Origin of the sequence: Methanobrevibacter sp., assembly GCF_017409525.1 — an archaeon.
Taxonomy (GTDB): domain Archaea; phylum Methanobacteriota; class Methanobacteria; order Methanobacteriales; family Methanobacteriaceae; genus Methanocatella.
Window position 1 is genome coordinate 58,678 of record NZ_JAFQSO010000007.1, and the last position, 18,983, is coordinate 77,660.

Below are 18,983 nucleotides of genomic sequence, written 5' to 3' on the forward strand. Positions count from 1 at the left end.
ACTATGGTAATATATAATATTAAAAACTCAAAAGAATTAGCAAGTTACATCAACTACACTAATTTAAACAACTTAATCACCGAAGCGGAAATGAGAGAATTTCTTGAAAAAGCAAAAGAGCTAAATTTTAATTCAGTGATCATATCACCGACATACGTTCCGTTAGCCAAAGAAATTTTAGCTGACACCGACATCAAAGTGGGAAGCGTTGTCGGATTTCCTTTAGGTTTTGAAAGCACTGAAAGTAAGGTGGCCGAAGCAAAATCCTTAGTCGAAAATGGAGCCGATGAAATCGAAGTAGTGGCCAATCTAAGCTATATAAAAGATGAAAAATATGACTTGCTTGAAGCTGAAATAAGCCAAATAAAGGCAGCCATAGGAGACAAGACCCTCAAAATCATTATTGAAACCAAAGCATTGGAAGACTATCAAAAGGCAAATATCGCAAAAGCCGCAGAAAAATCCGGAGCTGATTTCGTCAAAACCGCAACAGGATTTGTGAGTCCGAACCACATATTCGAAAATGTCAATGACATCAATATCTTCCAGAAGCATGCTCCAAAAATAAAAATTGAAATAAACGGAGGCATTAACGATTATAAAACTGCCAATCAAATATTAACTGGCGGTGCAGATAAAATTGGAAGTGATTTCGGTTATGAGATTGTTCAAAGATACAAGGATTTAAGAGAAAACACCCAAGTAACACCAAAACCTATCACTCTAACCAAAAAGGATTAATGTGGCAATTCCACTTAATCCAATTATTTTTTAAATAGCTAGAAAATCATCACAAAAAAATAAATTCTAGTAAAAATAGTAAAAAAGAATGCCATGTGCCGGACTTGAACCAGCGACATCTAGATCTTCAGTCTAGCGTTCTCCCATCTGAACTAACATGGCATATGGACCGAACGAGATTCGAACTCGTGATCTCCTCCACGTCAAAGAGGAATCATACCCCTAGACCACCGGTCCTTATACAACATAATATAGTTTAGAACAAGTGATATATAAAGTTTTCTTAAGAGTATGAAAATAATTAAAAATAGTTAAAAATAAAAAAAATTGACCAAAGAAATGGCCAATAGATTTTATTATAGAAAGCTTTTTTTTGAAAATAACCAATTAGTAAATCTATTTGATTGCTAATTTGATATCTTCAGCTTTTACAGTTTTTCTACCAGCGTGGCGTGCGAAATTAACAGCTTTTTGTGCGATTTCGTCACCTTTTTCTTCTAATGCTTCAGCTAATGCAATTTTTGCATCGTCACTAATTCTTTGTGCGCCAGCATTTTTTAAGATACGACCGACTGGTGCGATTGGTAATTCACTCATTATGACACCTCCAATTAAATGATAGTACACAATAGTATATAAAGGTATCGGTAAAAATGAATAAAAATCGCCTATATTATAACACATCAATTATTTCTATATGCTTTTGAAAACCAAATAAAAATAGATAAATTATATAAAATTAAAGGATAAAAATTAGGTGAAAATATGAAAATAAGTTATTACATTAACTTAAAAATTATTCTTTCAATAATTCGCTTTTAAGGTATGTGGCTGTTGCATCAGTTATTTTTACCTTAACGAATGAACCTAATTTAACATCATCAACAATTACAGGAATATACGAATCAGTTTTTGCAATAAATCCGCCTTTAGAACCTTTTTCTACAACCAATACCTTTTGAGTGGTTCCAACCAGTTCCCGGTTTTCATTTTCGGTTATTTTTGATTTAATTTCTGATAAAAATTTTGATCTTTTCTTCATCACATCAAAAGGAACCTCACGAAGTGAAGATGACAGGGCACCCTTTCTGTGCTGATACTTTGACAAATGTATCAAACTTGGCTTAACATTTTCAAGAAATTTCACAGTTTGGTCAAAATCGTCATCATTTTCTGTCGGATAACCTACAATAATATCAACTGCCAATGTCAAATCAGGAATTTCATTTCTAAATTTGGATACGATATCCAAATATTGGATTATGGTGTGACCCCTCCTCATGTCTGATAAAACCTTGTCACTACCTGATTGTACCGGCAAGTGAATGAAATCATATACCTTCGGATGTTTTATTGCATCGATTATTTCATCAGCATTGCCCAAAACATTTTTAGGATGCATCATTCCAACACGTACTCTGAAATCTCCTTTTAAATTAGCCACTTCTTTGATTAAATCAGATAGGTTTTCACCGCTGTCACGACCGAATGCAGCAGTGTCCTGAGCAGTGAGTTGAATCTCGCAGGCCCCATTTTCAATGGCCATCCTGGCCTCTTCAACAATGTCTGCAATAGGATAGCTATTCAATGGCCCGCGTGCAAAACGAGTGCAACAGAATGTGCATGCACCTAAGCATCCTTCACAGATTTGAATAATATGAATCAAACTATCGTCCGTTAATTTGGGAACGCCCACTTTAGTGTCTTTTGAAAATCCGCATTCGCGAATTACTTCCCCACAATAAGTGTCCATAACCACATCAGCAGACTTGTTTAATTGATGAGGCCCAATCCATGAACAATTTGGCCCTATCTTATCCAATTTTTCAGGATCTATTTCAACCATGCATCCGCTGACAACAATCTTCTTTTCAGGATATTTTTCCTGAAGCCGCTGGATTTTGTGTATCATCTTATTTTCGGTGGGCAATTTAACATAGCAGGTATTCACAATAATCACATCAGCCGATTCAATATCATCAACAATGACTATGTCATTTTCAACCAAAACACCAGCAATAATCTGTGCATCCGCCTTGTTGAATGTGCATCCGTAAGATTCAATATACGCTTTCATAAAAATCCACGCTTAAGAAGTTTTCTTAACAATATCCTTAGTCAAATCATAATCATAGTTGCTGAATTTAACAGGTTTTGAATAAACTCTTGTAATTACTGCGGCCTTTGCAAAACCGGAAGTCAATTTTCTCTCCTGGGTCTTTACAACATGCACCTTTACAACATGTTTATCTATCTTGACAATGTCTCCAGGGGCAATTTCGAAATCCCTTTCCAAATCCAATTTATAAGAGTCGACTTCACCATGCAAATCTACAGAAAAACCAATACGGGCCGGAATTTCAATAGAATTGGCCCAAATAGTATTTATATCTTCAAGTTTAGCTTTTTTTACTCTTTTATCTCCAACTTCAATGCTTGTGACTTCAACCTGACCCATATCTGAAAGCAATACATCACCGCTTTTCAATTCATCACTTGGAGATAATTCTATTGTTGTTTTATGAGATTTATCTTGCTCTGAAATAATTAATCTATAAGGCCTAGGCTTTTTTAAAGAGATGACATCTTTAAAAACATGACCGCAATCTTCACATTTCAATAAGTATTCTTCTGTTAGCTTTTTCTTTGATGATTTCTGTTTCGAGTTTAAAATTTCAACATCATCACTACCACAAATCGGACAATCCATTTTTAATACCTCTTAAATTATAAAAATTATTCTTTATCATTCAGATAATGGTTAACTAAACCACCATCTTCCAAAATATTTAACATGAACTCTTTAAATGGTTCGAAAGTAGTTGATTCACCGGTGGTTTCATTTATTAGTTCTCCTTTGGACAAATCAATGCTCATAATGTCCCCGTCTTTTGCTTCGATATCTGATACGATGACCGGCAAACCAATGTTAATAGCATTCCTGTAGAAAATCCTTGCAAAAGACTTGGCGATGATTGCATCAACACCAGCAGTTTTGATGGCCACTGGAGCTTGCTCTCTTGAAGACCCGCATCCGAAATTTTCATCAGCTACAATAATGTCTCCTTTTTCAACATTCTTTGTAAAGTCCGGACGTTCGCCTTCAAGAACATGATCCGCCAAATCCTGAGGATTGAATGTTCTCAAATACCTTCCAGGAATTATCACATCAGTGTCAATATTTTCTCCGAAAGTCCATGTTTTTCCTTTAATAATATCCATTTATATCACTAGGCAATAATCTATAAAAATAATCTAAAAAAATACAGAAGTATTTGGGAAAACCCAAATACTGAAATAAGTTTTAAGGTGATTTGAAAATTTTCTTTAATTTTTTGATTTCAATGGTTTTGCAAATTCCTGTTCAACATCTTGACGATACATTGAATTCATGGTACAGAACGGAATGATTCTACCGTCAGGAGTTGCATAATGAATCACGCATTTTTTAACCCTATCCTCATCGAAATTGAATGGATCCATGAAGTGCATACAGGAAATAAGCATTGCATCCTTGGAAAAGTCTCCCAGAGCATCATAAGACCTTTTGGTAAATACATTTAATAAAATTCTAGAAATATCTAAGTTTTCAGGAGATTTGCTTTTATGAACCATTCTTGGAAGTCTCTTGGTTGCGCTAGCTAAAACTCTTTTCTTTGCAGCAAACTTGCCTTCAAGAATAATATCTGCATACTCATCTATCTTTTCACATAAATCCTCAACATCAATGAAGTCAGTGATAGGAATCAGTTTATCTTTGCCCGGCCCTTCTGTTTTGTCCCTAAATACATAAGTGGCTATTCCACAATGTTGATGACAATTCAAGGTTACTTTTGGCCTGTCTTCACCATCAAGAGCGGAAATGAACCTAGCTATAGGTTCAACAAATGAAGGTGGGTAAAATGCATCGGTTGAAACCTGACCGTCACTTTCATCTTCAATAATTTTTACAAAGTCAGGGATTGTAATTCTTTGCTCTTCCACTTCATCGGCAGGGGTTCTTCCTGCAAATGAAACTGGTTGGAAATTAACGCCGTAAATAATATCATTATTGTCAAATGCGAACTTGATGATTTCTCCGACTTGGTGGTCATTCACTCCTTTGATTAAAGTAGGAACCAATACCATTCCCAATCCTGCTTTTCTACAGTTTTCAATGGCCTGCAACTTTTGAGGAAGCAAATCTTTTCCCCTGTTGTTAATGTATGGTTCCGGAGTAACACCATCAAATGCCAAGTAAATTGTATTACAGCCGGCTTCTTTCAATTCTTTTGCAAGACTTTCTTTTCTAGCTAACCTCAAACCATTTGTAGCTATTTGAACATGAGTAAACCCTTCTTCTTTTGCCATGGCAACAAGTTCCACAAGGTCCTTTCTGACTGTAGGCTCTCCACCAGCATATTGAATAGCTGGGCATGGATAAGGTTCTAGGTTTCTTAAATTCCTAAGCATCTGCCTAATTTCATCTTGAGTAGGCTCATACAGGTATCCTGCAGCAGCCGCATTAGCAAAACAAACCGGACATCTTAAATTACATCTGTTTGTTACATCGATTAATCCCAATACAGTTGAAGTTTCATGTTTTGAACATAATCCGCAATTGCTTGGACAAGGTGCAGAATCCTCAACGGAAGGATTATTGACAGCTGTAATTGACGGAGTAAATTTTTCAGCCCTTTTATATAATTCTTCATCTCCCCAGTAAGTGTTTACGAATTCCCCATGCTCATCACAAGTTTTTTTGATGAAGACTTTGCCGTCTTCACTGAAAACTTCAGCATCAAGAGGCTTGCCACATTCTGGGCATAAACTTTTCGTATCTTTAATTTTCAAATTATCACCTTCACTAACAATATTACACCATTAGCACAAACTTCATAATATTATATATTTAAATTAATTAAATATTTAAACTTATTCAATATATATACTAGTTATAATATAATATATATAAAAAATATTGGAGAAAACTCAATGAATATTGATATTCAAATGATTTTAATTGCATGTGTTACTACACTCTACTTTATCCTTCCAGCATACTTTTCAAACGGAGGGGGACTGGTCTTTGGCGGAGGCCTTCCGGTAGATTTCGGAAAAACCGACAGCAAAGGCATTCGTTGGATAGGCGATGGAGTTACCTGGAGAGGGTTAATTGGCGGGACACTAATCGGAATTTTGACAGGAGCCGTCCAAGGATATTTCGGCCCGCAAATACTTGCAGCATTTGGACAATACATCATAACTCCAATAATCACCGACATCCCTAGCGGAATAGTAATCGGATTTTTGCTTGGTTTCGGTGCTCTTTTAGGTGATGCTCTAGGCAGTTTTTTAAAAAGAAGATTGGGAATTGGTCGTGGAAAACCTGCCCCAATTTTAGATCAGCTCGATTTTTTAATAGTTGCATTGCTGCTGGTTTCAACAGTTGTTGAACTTAGTCTGCTCTTCATCATAATAGCTATCGTATTGACATTAGCAATTCATTTAATATCCAATTCTTGCGCTTATTTACTTGGCTTAAAAGACGTGTGGTACTGATATCTAACTCAGATACTTGTTCATCATGACTGCAGTTCCAACAGCCGGTGCTACAACACATTCCTCATCAGTTAGGATATCTCCCATCGACTTGACTTCCAAGCCAAGGAGTTCAGCTGCAGGCTTATCCAATATATCCTTACCAAGCCCAGTCACTACAATCAAATCTAAGTTTTGTGTTTCTTGAACCTGTTTTAGGCCTTCCGCAATCTGTTCAACTTGTTTTTGATGAATGAATTTGGACATTTCAACAACATCATCCATTGATATCATTTCCAAATCTGCACATACGACACGGGCTATTCTTTTTGCGCAGTCAACTTTAGACTTTGACTCCCCATCAAACGTATCGCAGACATAATCATCCTCATCTATCAAATCCAAAACAGTGTAAACATCAGCAGTTTGCGCAAAAAGTTCTGAAGCAACCCTATACTCTTTTCCATTGAGTTCAACTTTATCTAAAAAGCTGGCGAGATTAGTTCTCAAAGTTCCCGTATACACTAACTCCCCTGTTGCAGACCTGTCAAAATCAGATTTGCCCAATGCGCATTCCTTTCCATCTTTTATTGGTATGATATCAGTTGTAGTGCTTCCAGTATCAATGAATATGCAATTGTCAGATATTAAAGTAGCTATTTGGGCTGTTGCAATCCAATTGGCTGCTGCTGCTTTAAGCGGAGCTTTTTGAATGTCCTCTTTTGAAAGCATTCCATCAATTCCAACATAAGCTATTGGGCATGAAAATGTATCCTCACATTTTTCAACCACATCCAGAACCCCCTCTTTTTTCGTGTCATAAGCATCAACAAGTTCTGCAGTCATGGATATTCCGACAGCGTCAATCTCTTGAATTGGGCAGATTCTTTCAATTAATTCGACTAAAACCTGAGACAATTCATCATTATTACTCCACATTGGAAGGTAAGCAAAATCAACCTCTATATTTCTTATTTCATCATCTTCAAAGTCAATTATTGCCAAATCGGTGTTTGCTCCACCGATATCGAATCCCGCTACTTTCATATTATGTTCTCCTGATTACCAAATTATCTCCGGACTTCTTAAATTCCACTTGTCCGTCTAAAGAAACATCAATATCATCAATGCTTATCTTTCCGTCAACCAGATCAACTATTGTTTTTCCTATGTTGATGTTAGATATTTTACTTAAGCCAACATAAGGGGTTGTGAATCTTGAATTTATCTCCAGAAGATAAACTGAATAGACATCTTTTTCATCAGCATTGATTAATAAGTCAACACCAACAAAACCTTTTAAGCCGTCAATAGATTCTACTGCTTTTACTGCAATGTCATATGCCTCATCTTTGAATTTGCTATCATAAGGCAACTTTCCACCAAGATAAGTTCCCTTATCGTTTTCAAGCTCTACAAATTGCTGGTTTAAACTTATTGGAATGGCTTTTTTGCCATCGGATATCAAGCTTACGCTTACATCCATTCCGTAAATAAACTCCTGGACGATGACTCTGGAGCCGGGTACGAATATCTTATCCAAATCCAAAGTTAAATCCTCAATATTTTCGATGACAACAATGTCCTCACAGTCAACTCCCATCAAAGGTTTAATTATTAACTTTAGTGGAGTTAGAGGGTCTTCAGCTTGCCATTTTTCGTATAAATTATCAATTGCTCTTTTCCAGTACCCCTTAGAATCAATTTTGAATCTAAATGTTCTTGGTTGCGGAACAATGCCTGCAAGTTCTTCATAAGTTACTGATTTATCAGATGACTTGAAACAAGCCTCTGATGAAGAATTGTATGTTTTTACATTATTTTCTTCCAATATCTTTGAAATTGAGTAAAGATTGTTGTTGTTTTCTGCAGCTATGAAAATTGCTTTTCTAAAATTGGATGCATTGCCTTCAAGCCAATCCACCACATCCCCCTGGATGAAAATAGGATTTACATTCTCATAACCATTTACAGCATCTTCATAAGATTCATTTACAACCAAATCAACATTGAAATCATTTAAATCTTCTAAAAGACTGAAAAGTAAAGCTTCAGCTTCAGAAATGATGCATTTATCTTTTTCGCCTGAAGCCGTAAAATATTCGAATACCAAAATTGAGTCATTCTCTTGCATCATAAGTAATCATCATACCATTTAAGTTTAATTCATCGCTTGGAAATATCATTTTTTCTCCGGTGAAGACCAAATTGACTAATGCATTTTCTCTTTTCTCGAATTCCAACACAGTAATGTCTTCATCGATTTGAGTCATCTTTCTTTCAAATGAAGTCATGATGTCCTCTGGAGCTGCAATGTTCAGCATGCCCTCAGCAAATGCCTTTTCAATTGCATCAACCGTATTTTCTGCCGCTTTTCCATCACCATATGGATTTTCGGCATTCTTCATTTTTTCTGCGAATTCACTGTCGGTTAGGATTTTGTTTGCATTTTCCAGTATCGCATCCTTATTTGAACCGACCAAAATGTTTCCACCGGCAGCCACTGTTTCTGGCCTTTCAGTATTGTATCTTAGGGTTAATGCAGGCACATCCAGTGTTATTGCTTCTTCCTGAAGGCCTCCGGAGTCTGTCAATATTAATGTTGAGCTTGATGTTAGAAGCAAAAAGTCCAGATATCCTATCGGTTTTACGATGTGGACATGCTCCAAATCGTTAAGCTCATCGAACAGGCCGAAGTTTTGCAGCGTGTTTTTGGTTCTTGGATGAATCGGGAAGATGATGTTCATTTGATTTAGCTCTTTTAAAGCGCCGATGATGTTTACCACTCTTTCTTTTACATCAACGTTTTCTGCCCTGTGCATTGTCAATGTTAAAATGTTATCCATGTTTTCAATATCGAGATCGGCTAGGGATTGCTCTCCGAATCCTCTTTTTTTAGCTATTTCCAAGTGCCTGAAGCAAGCGTCGACAACCGTGTTTCCGGTTATGAATAGATTTTTTCTTGACAGTCCTTCAGCCAAAAGGTTTATTGCTGATTCTTCGGTTGGAATGAAATACATTGTTGAGCAAACATCAGCAACCCTCCTGTTTATCTCTTCAGGCATTGTCGTATCAAATGACCTGAGGCCCGCTTCAACATGTCCAACCGCAATATGCAATTTGGCGCAAACGAGTGCACCCGCAAGGACGGCATTAGTATCGCCCTGAACCAAAACAACATCAGGCTTTTCATCCAGAAGGATCTCCTCAATACCTTTCATCATCAAACCAGTCTGTCTGGCATGAGACCCTGACCCCACATGAATATTGTAATCGGGAGCAGGAATCTCCAAATCCCTAAAGAAATTATCAGACATTTCCTTGTCATAATGCTGACCAGTGTGCAAAACAACCTGGTCAATACCCCTCTTGTCAATTTCAGCAATAATAGGAGCCATCTTAATAATTTCCGGCCTTGTGCCTAAAATAGTTGCAATTTTCATAATTAATCCTCAATTAATATATTGATTAAAATAGGTTAAATAATTTTTACGAAAAATTGTTAAAAAAATAGCTTCAGTTAGTAATATAATTACCTATATAAAATGAACCAATAACGATTCCAAATGCTGTACAAACTGTAATCATTGCCACATTTAATAAAAATGCCTCAATAATTGCATTAATTGATGTTTTCTCACCAGATTTGTTTTTCCTAATCATAGAATCAACTATCGGCGGAATTGTCATGATAAAACCAATAATTAAAATGAATGGGATTGCATCAAACCATATGTTGGAACTGTTATGGTTAAAAGCCAAATAAATTCCTAAAGCAAAACCTATGATTATATTTAAAATGGAAAACTTATCAAAAACATCATAAACTCGAGTCATCACAACACCTTAATTTAGTATATTTACACATCTACTATATAATTGTTAATGTAATTCATTTAAGCTTTTTATGATTGACTCGCGAATGGCGTACCTTTTTTGCAAATCCGATAAGGAATCGGCCAAATCTCTTCTAAATCGTTCACATGCATAATCATCATATCTGAATTTAATTCCATCATATTGAATGTCCATTAAAATCAAATATTCCGCTTCCATTACCCTGATATATGCCCTTGGTTCGCCTTCCTTCGGATTCAATAGCCTTTCTGCATCATCCAAATCCATTTCTCCAGTAGAGACATCCACAAAAACCCTCATCATCTTCCTTACCATATTCCATAAAAATGACTCGCCATAGATGTCTACAAATATCGGGGACAATGTCTCATGCAAGTTTGGAAACTCCCTTTTGTGATAGTCATCCAGATTAACTTTCGTGATTTTAATATCATCAATAGTTCTTGTGGTTGTTTTCTGAAAGCGCTTTGTAAAATTGGTGAAGTTATGAGTGCCCTTAAACAGCTCAGCGCATTCATTCATTCTATCAATATCCAAATCTTGGAATAACAGATACCTGTAATGCCTCATTTGAGCATAGCGAGGTTTGAACGCATAACGGACAGGTGCAGATGCCAATATCTGAATATCATCAGGAAGAGAATTGTTTATTTCATTCACTCGCACTTCCTTTTCTGACTGGAAACTGATTACATTGCCTAAACTATGAACCCCCGCATCGGTTCTTCCCGCAATCCTGAATCTTGACTTTTTTAAATCATCGATATAGTCTAATTTACGAAGGTGATAAATCAATTCCTCTTCCACGGTTCTTAAATCAGGCTGCCTTTGAAAACCGTGAAAGTTGGTTCCGATGTATCCAATCTTTAGTGCCGTTCTCTTCATCACTATAATATTAAACACAATATAAAATAAGCTTTTAGGAAAAGACCCGATTTTAAAAAAAAAAAGATTATAATTTCACAGCATACTTGAAATCGTTAGAGTTGGAATTAATGTCCAATTTTTGAATCTGTTTATCCATATGGACAGTTTGTAGTTCATTATTGGTGTCCAACACCACAATAAATCCCATTTTTAACCAAAATTCCATTGCTCCATCCAATGTTTTATGAGTATGTAAATAGATATTCGCATATCCCGCATTATTTGCAAAATTTTCAGCTATGCAGAACATTTTAGATGCCAGGCCGCAACGCCTATACCTTCTATCAACGAAAAGTCTCCAGATACTTGAAGTAGTTTGCCTTGAGTAGGAATGTTCGAATTCTGGAAAATCCTTATCATAAGCTCTTATTCCAATAGTCGCTATGATTTCACCAGTTTCAGAATAAGCAACAAAGAAATTATTTCTTTCAGGTTTGATATAATACTCATCCATTTTCATGATGTCCTGATGCCATTCAGGAACATAACCGTGCCCGAATTCATCCTTAATCATTGAAAATATGAATTCCTGAATTCGTGAAATTTCTCCAGAATCGTTTCTCAACTCTTTTATAATGACATCCATACCAACACATCTAAGAGGTTATTACTTTTGGCCTTGAAATTATTCAATTAGTAATACTTTTTTAAATATTCTGAATAACTTCAATATTGATGTAGTTGTGCAAAGTATATAAAATTTTTTATTCGAATGTCTAAAGGCAATATTAATTAATTAAAAGTATTAATTAATCTCTTAATTTGTAAGTCTGCCCAAATCATTGTTATATTATTTGATACAATTTCACCTAAAACGATTCCCATCCAAGCTCCCCAAACACCCCAATTAAGTACAACACCCATTAAAACTGCGAAAAATAGTGTAAATCCAGTTTCCCTCAAGATTGTCTGAAACATTGCAGTAATACCTTTGCCTATTCCCTGGAAGACATAAGTCGAAGCGACACCAACTGCCATTGTAGGATAATAGATTACAATCCACTGCAAAAAGCTTGTCAACTCACTCGCAATCCTAACGCTGCTTCCGCTAGAAGCAAATACATATGCAATATCACCAGCAAATACGTTTGTCAATATTGCAACAGCGAATGCGAACACAATGGATATTTTCATTGCATACCTGTGGGCTATCTTAATGTTCTCATAATTTCGGGCCCCATAATTGGCCGCAACAACACTTATCAAAGCTGTTCCAATGGCCAAAATCGGAGTTGTTCCGATGGTCACTATTCTCCAACCTGTAGAATAGACAGCAACCGAATCCGTTGAGCTTAAAAATGCAAGAAGAGCCGAAAAGACAGCTGCAAAAAAAGCATTGTTTAAAAGTTGAATGCTTGCAGGGATTCCGACTTTTATAATATCCCATCCAATGGAAGCCTTAAATTCAAAATTAGACAAAATAGGAGCCAGATAAGTATCCTTTTTAATATAAAACCAATAGATTAAAATTAAGATAACGAAAACGGCGGATATCAATGTTGCAATTGCCGCACCCCTAACGCCTAAATTTAAAGAATAGATAAAGATTGGATCCAGAATCATGTTTAGGATAGCTGATGCAATCATGGCATACATCGGCCTGGTCGAGTCCCCTTCGCCCCTGTAAATTCCATATAATGCATTTGAAAGTATTATGAAAACGGAACCCAAAACAATGACATTTCCATAATCGGTTGCATAACCAATTGTCTGGCCGACACCCATCGCATTTAAAATTGGAACAAGCAAAACAAAAAGGATAACCGTTATTATGATTGACACCAACATATCTATTAGAATTGAGTGAACTGAAGCATTATCCGCTTTGGATTTATTTTCTTCACCGATGTATTTTGAAATGGCAAAAGCTGAACCCGCTCCAAGCCCATTTCCAAAGCCAACCAAAATCATGAATATTGGCGTGAAAAATCCAACTCCTGCAAGAGCATCAGCTCCCAAACCGGACACCCAAGCAGCATCAATAAGACTATAAAAACTAGAAATAAGCAATGAAATAATCAACGGTATAGACATGCTTACTAATGCTTTTTTAGGATTTCCAAGCATTACATCTACACTCTTCGAATTTTCACTGCTTTTCATAAGTAAATATTAAAACTTATACAAATATAAATCTTTCAAGAAAACAAATTTAAAAAAAATAAAATTAGAATAGTGGATCTTTCACCATTCCGATTCTAAATGAGTTCAAGATTACCAAAAGGGTCAATCCCAAATCTCCAAAACCAACAGACATCATTAAAGTAATAATGCTCAAAATAGCAAGAACTACACATAGCAATTTTACTGCAATCGCAACAGTGATATTCTCTTTAATGATTCTCATTGTTTTGCGGCTTAATGAGAACAGATAAGGCAGTTTTGAAATATCATCCTGCATCAGGGCAACATCTGCAGTTTCAATAGCCACATCAGAACCTGCCGCACCCATTGCAATACCAATGTTTGCACGTGCAAGGGCCGGCGCATCGTTGATGCCGTCCCCAACCATGGCCACATCACCGAATTTGTTTCTTATTGTATCCAGGAGGTTGAGCTTATCTTCAGGCATCAAATTAGAATAAACATAGTCAATTCCAATTTCATCCGCAACGCTTTTAGCGGCAAGTTTATTGTCACCAGTAAGCATTACTGTCTCTACACCCTGATCTTTCAAGTCCCTGATAACTTCCACTGCCTTAGGCCTAATCACATCAGACACAGTAATGATGGCCAAGACCTTTTCGGCATTGCCGACAAATATCAAGGTTTTACCGTTGGAATACCTGTCAATGTCCTCTTTAGACATGTCAAAGCTGGATTCTTCAATCAACGGTTCATTTGCTGCATAATATTTCTCTCCATTAATGTCTCCTAGAATACCCTTTCCAGGAACATTCTTGAAGTCACTGATTTCATCAAAACTTATGCCGTTTTTGGATGCATAGTTTACAACAGCCTGTGCAATCGGGTGGGAAGACTGGTTTTCTAGAGATGCAGCAATTTCTACAATATCCTCTTTAGAATATGAGTCATCCAATACAACAACTTCGCTTAATTTGAGTTTTCCTTCAGTTAATGTACCTGTTTTATCAAAGATTACAGCTCTAATATCCCTCATTTCCTCAACATAGGTACTTCCTTTAATTATAACCCCATTTCTGGTAGCTGAAGTAATGGCAGATACCATTCCAACCGGTGTTGAAATTAAAAATGCACATGGGCATGAAATCACTAAAAGTGAAAGGGCCTTATAAACCCAATCAGTTAGATTTTGACCGAACAACAATGGCGGAACGAAAGCTACAATAGCTGCACCAACCATCATTATTGGAGTGTAGTATTTAGCTACTTTCTCGACCAGGGATTCTGTTTCTGACCTGTTCAACTGTGACCTTTTTACCAATGTCACTATCTTGGATATTACTGAATCTTTTGACTTTTTGGTTACAATGATTTCCAGATATCCATCTTCACTGACGGTTCCTGAAAATACCTCATCACCGACATGTTTAAGTACAGGAACGCTCTCTCCAGTAATTGAAGCCTGATTAACAGATGAAGAACCTGAAACAACATTACCGTCAAGCGGAATCTTATCTCCAGGCTTTACAATAACAATGTCTCCAATATTTACATCATCGACATTCCTGATTTCATGGCCACCATCCACCTTTACCTTTGCGGTTTCAGGAGCGATTTCCACTAATGATTTAATGGACCTTTTTGCCCTTAGCTCTGCATAGTCCTCCAGGAATTCTGCAATATAATACAGGAATGTTACAGCAGCACCCTCTTCAGGATGACCTATGATAAAGGAGGCAACACAAGCAATACACATCAACATTGCAGGGCCGACAGTATGTTTTTTAACTAATGAATTATAAGCCATGACAGCTATTTCATAACCTGCAATTACAGCTCCTGCCATGTAAACGACAGTGATAGCTGTTGGTGAAACAGACAAGAATTCAAGAACATGCCCCAATATGAACAGAAGACCGCTTGCAACAATAATCTGGATTGGCCTGTTATATATTAAAGGCTTTCCTTCAGCCAGCAATTCTTCATCCCCATGGCCATGTTCATGTCCATTGTCATCGTCATCGTCACAATCTGGACAGCCACAAAGACTAATTTCAACATCATCATCGTGATGAATGTGCTCATGCTCATCAGAACAACAATCATCATCCCCATGACCATGACTATGATCATGATGGTGCTCATGCTCATCAGAACAACAATCATCATCCCCATGGCCATGACTATGGTCATGATGGTCATCATCTGCACAATCAGAGCAACCACAAAGACTTATATCAACATCTTCATCATAATCTATCTCTTGCCTATGGTCGTAAACACTTAAATCAGTATTTTTTTGGAAATCTTCAAGTAACTGTTTATTATAATGATTAGAATTTTCACAATGAATATCATCACATTTTGGGTCAAAACAGATGTAATTATAATGTTTAGGATTGAAGCAAATCTCATCACTGCAATCAGAATCATAACATCTATTTACTACCATCGTATCACCAATTAAAAATTATTCTAATATATGCTCTAGACCTACTTTGTAAATCATTTCAATGTGAAGATCTGTAAGGGAATATCTTGCCATTTTTCCCTCTTTTTGGTATTTGACAATATTGTTTGCACGCAATATCCTCAACTGATTTGAAACGGTTGTCTGGTTTAAATCAAGTGCTTCGCAAATATCACATACGCATAAATCTTCAACACAAAGCAGTGAAATAATTTTTAATCTTGTTGGATTTCCAAATATTTTAAAAAATTCTGATAAATCTGAGTATTCATCTTCTGAAGGCATGCGCTCTTTTACACGTGCAACAGCATCTTCGTGAGAGTTGAATACCTCACACACATCATCATTTTTATTTTCAAGATTATCATTTTTCATTGTCATCACATATATTATATATTTACATATTATGATATGTTTATGTATTTAAATGTTGTCATATCATGATATTGTGATATGTTAATGAAAAAAAATAAAAAAATGGTTAAACATCATAATAGCTAACATTTTCGCCTAGATAATTAACATTATCAACCAACAAAACCTCTTTAGGAAACTTAATATCCCCTAAAGAACGATTTTCCAGGATGTTGCATCCCATATACTGCTCAATATAAGCATCACAGACAAATTCTGAGTGAAGCTTACTTGCATCCCAATAGCTCATTATTACAATGGTTCCATTGCCAAAAAAGACTTGTTTGCTTCCTAAAGATTCCATCCATTCAATCGTTTCATTGTCATAGCCTTCATACGGATCACTTGTTTTAATCTCTTCAATAACTTTAGATAACTCCACAGGACCTTCTGAAGACACGGTTAAGTTTGCTTTAATTACAGACTCATTAGTATTCACTGTAGAAAAAACAATAGTCACTGACAAAATGGCTAAAAGTATGATTACAATAAATGTAACGCTTTTGTTCATTTAAGAACCTCCGGATATTATTTTTTAACAACACCCGTTAATGTTCCATCAATGATGCAATCAAAATCAAACTTGCCTAACCAATCGGCTTTTGTGAACATGTCCATGAAGCAAACGCCGATGATTCTGCCATCCTCTTTTAGAATTTCATCAACTAAATCATTTAGCTCATCCGTATCAACATCATATTTTGGCATCGATAGACCGCCCAACAATACAACTACATCAGAGCCATGAGGATCTGAGACTTCATCCTTAAGCACCATAGCATATGATTTTGACTCAAATTCATGGCAATCGCCAATATCCAATAACGGAATGAAATGAGTCTCTTTGTCCCTAACAACATAGGACAAAAACTCTGCAAATGGTGTGCACACGCTAGGAGACCCAACAAAAGTAATCTTTTCTGCATCCCCCACTTCCTTTTTGAATGTTACAAGTTGCCCATTCAATCCTTTCCATTCATAAACATCTTCCATGGAAATCACCTTAATTGAATGTTTATATCCTATTAACTTTATAATTTTTGATTAAATTCTTAACTGCCTCTCTTGCAAATAACCTCAATTGATTTTCGGCAGAAACCTATTTGATTTTTTAACATAATCCTCATAATCCTTTCCAAAATCTTTTTTAAGGCGCTGCTCCTCTTTTCTAACTTGAACATTCATTATCAAAACTTCTATTATGAAAACAATTACGGCCCCTATGGACATGAGAGCTATTAAGACTCCAACATGATATATGAAAACGCCAAGCAGCATCGGATTTCTGCAAATCCCATAAGGCCCATCCGTCATCAATGAATTGGTTCTGGGCGCAACTTCATGGTTGAATGCGTCGAACGGGTTTCCTCCACCGACATTTTTCATGTAGACTATTGACCAAATGCTCAATCCAATACCAATTATGGCCATTATAATCAATATGGACATCTGGATTAAACTCAATACTGCAGGATTGGGGCTTCCAGATGCTAAAAACATTACATAGGGTATTGCGATTATGAAAATGATTAAGCCTAACAGATACCCTATGAAGTCACGATTCATAATATCACTACAAACATGATGAAAACCTTATTTTTTAACGATTGCAGTTCTCTTAACAGTGTCTTTACCATAAGTTGCAGTATATGTTATCTTTTTGCCAACTTTAAGTTTCTTAAGCACAGACTTTGGAATTGTGACTTTTACTATTCCTTTTGAATTGGTTTTTGCTTTATAAGTTTTGCCATTGAACGTGAATGTTACCTGCTTGTATTTTATAGGATTCTTGTTTTTTAGCGTTGCCTGTAGAGTCAGACTTTTAGCCGATTTCTTAACTGTGGCCGCATTGAGTGTTACTAAATGCTTGATGGTTATTGTGCTTTGAGCATAAGCCTGATTTCCACTTGCCTCCAGAGTATACTTTCCTGGCTTGATGTTGGTTGGAATTTTAAAAGTGATTTTGCCATTGACTGGCTTGTAGGTAGTTGTGACTGAGTTGAATGTAATGGCTACACTTGAAAGCTCATAAACTGTTAATGTGATGCTTCTAGAATCCTTATAGAACGTATAAACGGCATTTTGGACGATAATTTTAGGCTCGCTTCTGACCTCAACGACAAGATTAACTGTCTTTTTAGGGTATTTGGAATCTCCAGGATAAGTTACTTCAACATCGTGCTTTCCAATGCCTACAATTTCAACCCCGCCAACCTTGTAGGTGGATTTTTTGCCGTCAATGTAAAAATCTATCTCTTTTTCTACATCATATGGTACTGTAACCACTACAACTGCATTGCCCACTACCATAACCTCAAGGATATATGTAACGTTAACTGTTTTCTTTTGCTTGATTGAACCAACGGTTACTTCAATGTCATGCTCGCCAAATGGAAGCGAATCTATTGGGTAATTGTAATACCTTCTATTGTCATTAAGTTCTATTGAATAAAATTTAGAGCCGTCGGCATATATCTCAAAGTTTCCCTTGACATTATCCGCTACGCGGACCACAACGTTTCTTGAGGCATAGATTCCCTGCACAACAGGGTTAGGGATATCAATTATTACTGGAGTTGCCGTGAAGCTTATCAATCTGGAATAGGGTTGATAGTATTTATTTCCGACAAACTCGAATTTCAGAGTGTGGTTTCCCTCTGTAAAGTTATAATCGTAATACCCCCCAATGTATCTAAATTGTGTGCCTCTTTCAAAATCCTCACCATGGTAATCTATTGATTTATTGTCAATGTACAAGTTGAATTCATTTGCTTCGCATTCTTCAGGCACATGGTAGATGTAAACATCATGCCTTTCGTTTGTAAGCACCTGATTGTCAATTTCACCATATGAAACGACAACATCATCAATAGGGCTTGTGGCATTATCATCAGCAGCGCTGACTGCCCCAATTGTCATAAAAGCTATTAGAATAATCAGTAATATTTTTTTCATTTTAAATCCTCAA

General features: G+C 36.3%; 20 protein-coding genes and 2 tRNA genes. 2 read left to right on the plus strand and 20 right to left on the minus strand.

Annotated features, from left to right (window positions below; all coding sequences use genetic code 11):
• Window positions 1-3: 3 nt before the first annotated feature.
• Entirely contained in the window at window positions 4-741 is a 738-nt protein-coding gene (gene deoC, locus IJE64_RS03145; protein ID WP_292781908.1) for a deoxyribose-phosphate aldolase, read from the plus strand.
• An 89-nt stretch (window positions 742-830) separates the two neighbouring features.
• On the opposite strand, the gene IJE64_RS03150 is transcribed toward deoC, so the two are convergent.
• The 7 genes from IJE64_RS03150 to tes all read right to left on the minus strand — a co-directional run bounded on the left by IJE64_RS03150 (window position 831) and on the right by tes (window position 5,574).
• Window positions 831-903, minus strand: a tRNA-Phe gene (locus IJE64_RS03150).
• Window positions 904-906: 3 nt separating this feature from the next.
• Window positions 907-978: transfer RNA gene (locus IJE64_RS03155), tRNA-Val, on the minus strand.
• A 159-nt stretch (window positions 979-1,137) separates the two neighbouring features.
• A complete protein-coding gene (locus IJE64_RS03160) occupies window positions 1,138-1,338 on the minus strand; it encodes a histone family protein (RefSeq protein ID WP_042691314.1) in 201 nt (66 codons plus the stop codon).
• A gap of 199 nt (window positions 1,339-1,537) precedes the next feature.
• On the minus strand, window positions 1,538-2,818 hold the full coding sequence (locus tag IJE64_RS03165) for a tRNA (N(6)-L-threonylcarbamoyladenosine(37)-C(2))-methylthiotransferase (protein ID WP_292781909.1): 1,281 nt from the start codon (window positions 2,816-2,818) through the stop codon (window positions 1,538-1,540).
• 12 nt (window positions 2,819-2,830) lie between these two features.
• A complete protein-coding gene (locus tag IJE64_RS03170) occupies window positions 2,831-3,451 on the minus strand; it encodes an HVO_0476 family zinc finger protein (RefSeq protein WP_292781910.1) in 621 nt (206 codons plus the stop codon).
• Between the two features lie 26 nt (window positions 3,452-3,477).
• Window positions 3,478-3,963 (minus strand): homoaconitase small subunit, encoded by a 486-nt coding sequence (gene hacB, locus IJE64_RS03175; RefSeq protein WP_292781911.1) that lies wholly within the window; start codon window positions 3,961-3,963, stop codon window positions 3,478-3,480.
• 105 nt (window positions 3,964-4,068) lie between these two features.
• Window positions 4,069-5,574, minus strand: coding sequence for a tetraether lipid synthase Tes (tes, locus tag IJE64_RS03180; protein ID WP_292781913.1), 1,506 nt, complete (start codon window positions 5,572-5,574; stop codon window positions 4,069-4,071).
• Between the two features lie 141 nt (window positions 5,575-5,715).
• Between tes and IJE64_RS03185 the strand changes: the two genes are divergently transcribed.
• Entirely contained in the window at window positions 5,716-6,282 is a 567-nt protein-coding gene (locus tag IJE64_RS03185; protein ID WP_292781915.1) for a CDP-2,3-bis-(O-geranylgeranyl)-sn-glycerol synthase, read from the plus strand.
• 3 nt (window positions 6,283-6,285) lie between these two features.
• On the opposite strand, the gene IJE64_RS03190 is transcribed toward IJE64_RS03185, so the two are convergent.
• The 13 genes from IJE64_RS03190 to IJE64_RS03250 form a co-directional block, all read right to left on the minus strand.
• Window positions 6,286-7,308 (minus strand): hydantoinase/oxoprolinase family protein, encoded by a 1,023-nt coding sequence (locus IJE64_RS03190; RefSeq protein ID WP_292781917.1) that lies wholly within the window; start codon window positions 7,306-7,308, stop codon window positions 6,286-6,288.
• Window position 7,309: 1 nt separating this feature from the next.
• On the minus strand, window positions 7,310-8,398 hold the full coding sequence (locus IJE64_RS03195) for an ATP-grasp domain-containing protein (protein WP_292781919.1): 1,089 nt from the start codon (window positions 8,396-8,398) through the stop codon (window positions 7,310-7,312).
• A complete protein-coding gene (gene wecB, locus IJE64_RS03200; protein WP_292781921.1) occupies window positions 8,382-9,704 on the minus strand; it encodes a non-hydrolyzing UDP-N-acetylglucosamine 2-epimerase in 1,323 nt (440 codons plus the stop codon). Before wecB ends, IJE64_RS03195 begins: the two co-directional genes overlap by 17 nt.
• Before the next feature lie 73 nt (window positions 9,705-9,777).
• Complete coding sequence (locus IJE64_RS03205; protein ID WP_292781923.1) at window positions 9,778-10,098, minus strand: hypothetical protein; 321 nt, start codon at window positions 10,096-10,098, stop codon at window positions 9,778-9,780.
• Between the two features lie 45 nt (window positions 10,099-10,143).
• A complete protein-coding gene (truA, locus tag IJE64_RS03210) occupies window positions 10,144-11,004 on the minus strand; it encodes a tRNA pseudouridine(38-40) synthase TruA (protein ID WP_292781925.1) in 861 nt (286 codons plus the stop codon).
• A 67-nt stretch (window positions 11,005-11,071) separates the two neighbouring features.
• Window positions 11,072-11,632 (minus strand): GNAT family N-acetyltransferase, encoded by a 561-nt coding sequence (locus tag IJE64_RS03215; RefSeq protein WP_292781927.1) that lies wholly within the window; start codon window positions 11,630-11,632, stop codon window positions 11,072-11,074.
• Window positions 11,633-11,778: 146 nt separating this feature from the next.
• Complete coding sequence (locus IJE64_RS03220) at window positions 11,779-13,149, minus strand: MATE family efflux transporter (RefSeq protein ID WP_292781930.1); 1,371 nt, start codon at window positions 13,147-13,149, stop codon at window positions 11,779-11,781.
• Window positions 13,150-13,213: 64 nt separating this feature from the next.
• Complete coding sequence (locus tag IJE64_RS03225; RefSeq protein WP_292781932.1) at window positions 13,214-15,583, minus strand: cation-translocating P-type ATPase; 2,370 nt, start codon at window positions 15,581-15,583, stop codon at window positions 13,214-13,216.
• A gap of 18 nt (window positions 15,584-15,601) precedes the next feature.
• Window positions 15,602-15,976: a helix-turn-helix transcriptional regulator gene (locus IJE64_RS03230; protein ID WP_292781934.1), complete on the minus strand. Its 375-nt coding sequence runs from the start codon at window positions 15,974-15,976 to the stop codon at window positions 15,602-15,604.
• A 106-nt stretch (window positions 15,977-16,082) separates the two neighbouring features.
• Window positions 16,083-16,526 carry a hypothetical protein gene (locus IJE64_RS03235; protein ID WP_292781937.1) on the minus strand — a complete coding sequence of 148 codons (444 nt, stop codon included), beginning with the start codon at window positions 16,524-16,526 and terminating at the stop codon, window positions 16,083-16,085.
• A 17-nt stretch (window positions 16,527-16,543) separates the two neighbouring features.
• A complete protein-coding gene (locus IJE64_RS03240; protein WP_292781939.1) occupies window positions 16,544-17,008 on the minus strand; it encodes a DUF2124 domain-containing protein in 465 nt (154 codons plus the stop codon).
• A gap of 84 nt (window positions 17,009-17,092) precedes the next feature.
• Window positions 17,093-17,581 (minus strand): isoprenylcysteine carboxylmethyltransferase family protein, encoded by a 489-nt coding sequence (locus IJE64_RS03245; RefSeq protein ID WP_292781941.1) that lies wholly within the window; start codon window positions 17,579-17,581, stop codon window positions 17,093-17,095.
• 27 nt (window positions 17,582-17,608) lie between these two features.
• Window positions 17,609-18,970 (minus strand): hypothetical protein, encoded by a 1,362-nt coding sequence (locus tag IJE64_RS03250; protein WP_292781944.1) that lies wholly within the window; start codon window positions 18,968-18,970, stop codon window positions 17,609-17,611.
• Window positions 18,971-18,983: the final 13 nt, after the last annotated feature.

Bases quoted from the DNA above. Each gene is read 5' to 3' on its own strand.
- deoC (WP_292781908.1), top strand. From the start codon at position 4: ATGGTAATATATAATATTAAAAACTCAAAAGAATTAGCAAGTTACATC.
- IJE64_RS03160 (WP_042691314.1), bottom strand. From the start codon at position 1,338: ATGAGTGAATTACCAATCGCACCAGTCGGTCGTATCTTAAAAAATGCT.
- IJE64_RS03165 (WP_292781909.1), bottom strand. From the start codon at position 2,818: ATGAAAGCGTATATTGAATCTTACGGATGCACATTCAACAAGGCGGAT.
- IJE64_RS03170 (WP_292781910.1), bottom strand. From the start codon at position 3,451: ATGGATTGTCCGATTTGTGGTAGTGATGATGTTGAAATTTTAAACTCG.
- hacB (WP_292781911.1), bottom strand. From the start codon at position 3,963: ATGGATATTATTAAAGGAAAAACATGGACTTTCGGAGAAAATATTGAC.
- IJE64_RS03185 (WP_292781915.1), top strand. From the start codon at position 5,716: ATGAATATTGATATTCAAATGATTTTAATTGCATGTGTTACTACACTC.
- IJE64_RS03190 (WP_292781917.1), bottom strand. From the start codon at position 7,308: ATGAAAGTAGCGGGATTCGATATCGGTGGAGCAAACACCGATTTGGCA.
- IJE64_RS03195 (WP_292781919.1), bottom strand. From the start codon at position 8,398: ATGATGCAAGAGAATGACTCAATTTTGGTATTCGAATATTTTACGGCT.
- wecB (WP_292781921.1), bottom strand. From the start codon at position 9,704: ATGAAAATTGCAACTATTTTAGGCACAAGGCCGGAAATTATTAAGATG.
- IJE64_RS03205 (WP_292781923.1), bottom strand. From the start codon at position 10,098: ATGACTCGAGTTTATGATGTTTTTGATAAGTTTTCCATTTTAAATATA.
- truA (WP_292781925.1), bottom strand. From the start codon at position 11,004: ATGAAGAGAACGGCACTAAAGATTGGATACATCGGAACCAACTTTCAC.
- IJE64_RS03215 (WP_292781927.1), bottom strand. From the start codon at position 11,632: ATGGATGTCATTATAAAAGAGTTGAGAAACGATTCTGGAGAAATTTCA.
- IJE64_RS03220 (WP_292781930.1), bottom strand. From the start codon at position 13,149: ATGAAAAGCAGTGAAAATTCGAAGAGTGTAGATGTAATGCTTGGAAAT.
- IJE64_RS03225 (WP_292781932.1), bottom strand. From the start codon at position 15,583: ATGGTAGTAAATAGATGTTATGATTCTGATTGCAGTGATGAGATTTGC.
- IJE64_RS03230 (WP_292781934.1), bottom strand. From the start codon at position 15,976: ATGAAAAATGATAATCTTGAAAATAAAAATGATGATGTGTGTGAGGTA.
- IJE64_RS03235 (WP_292781937.1), bottom strand. From the start codon at position 16,526: ATGAACAAAAGCGTTACATTTATTGTAATCATACTTTTAGCCATTTTG.
- IJE64_RS03240 (WP_292781939.1), bottom strand. From the start codon at position 17,008: ATGGAAGATGTTTATGAATGGAAAGGATTGAATGGGCAACTTGTAACA.
- IJE64_RS03245 (WP_292781941.1), bottom strand. From the start codon at position 17,581: ATGAATCGTGACTTCATAGGGTATCTGTTAGGCTTAATCATTTTCATA.
- IJE64_RS03250 (WP_292781944.1), bottom strand. From the start codon at position 18,970: ATGAAAAAAATATTACTGATTATTCTAATAGCTTTTATGACAATTGGG.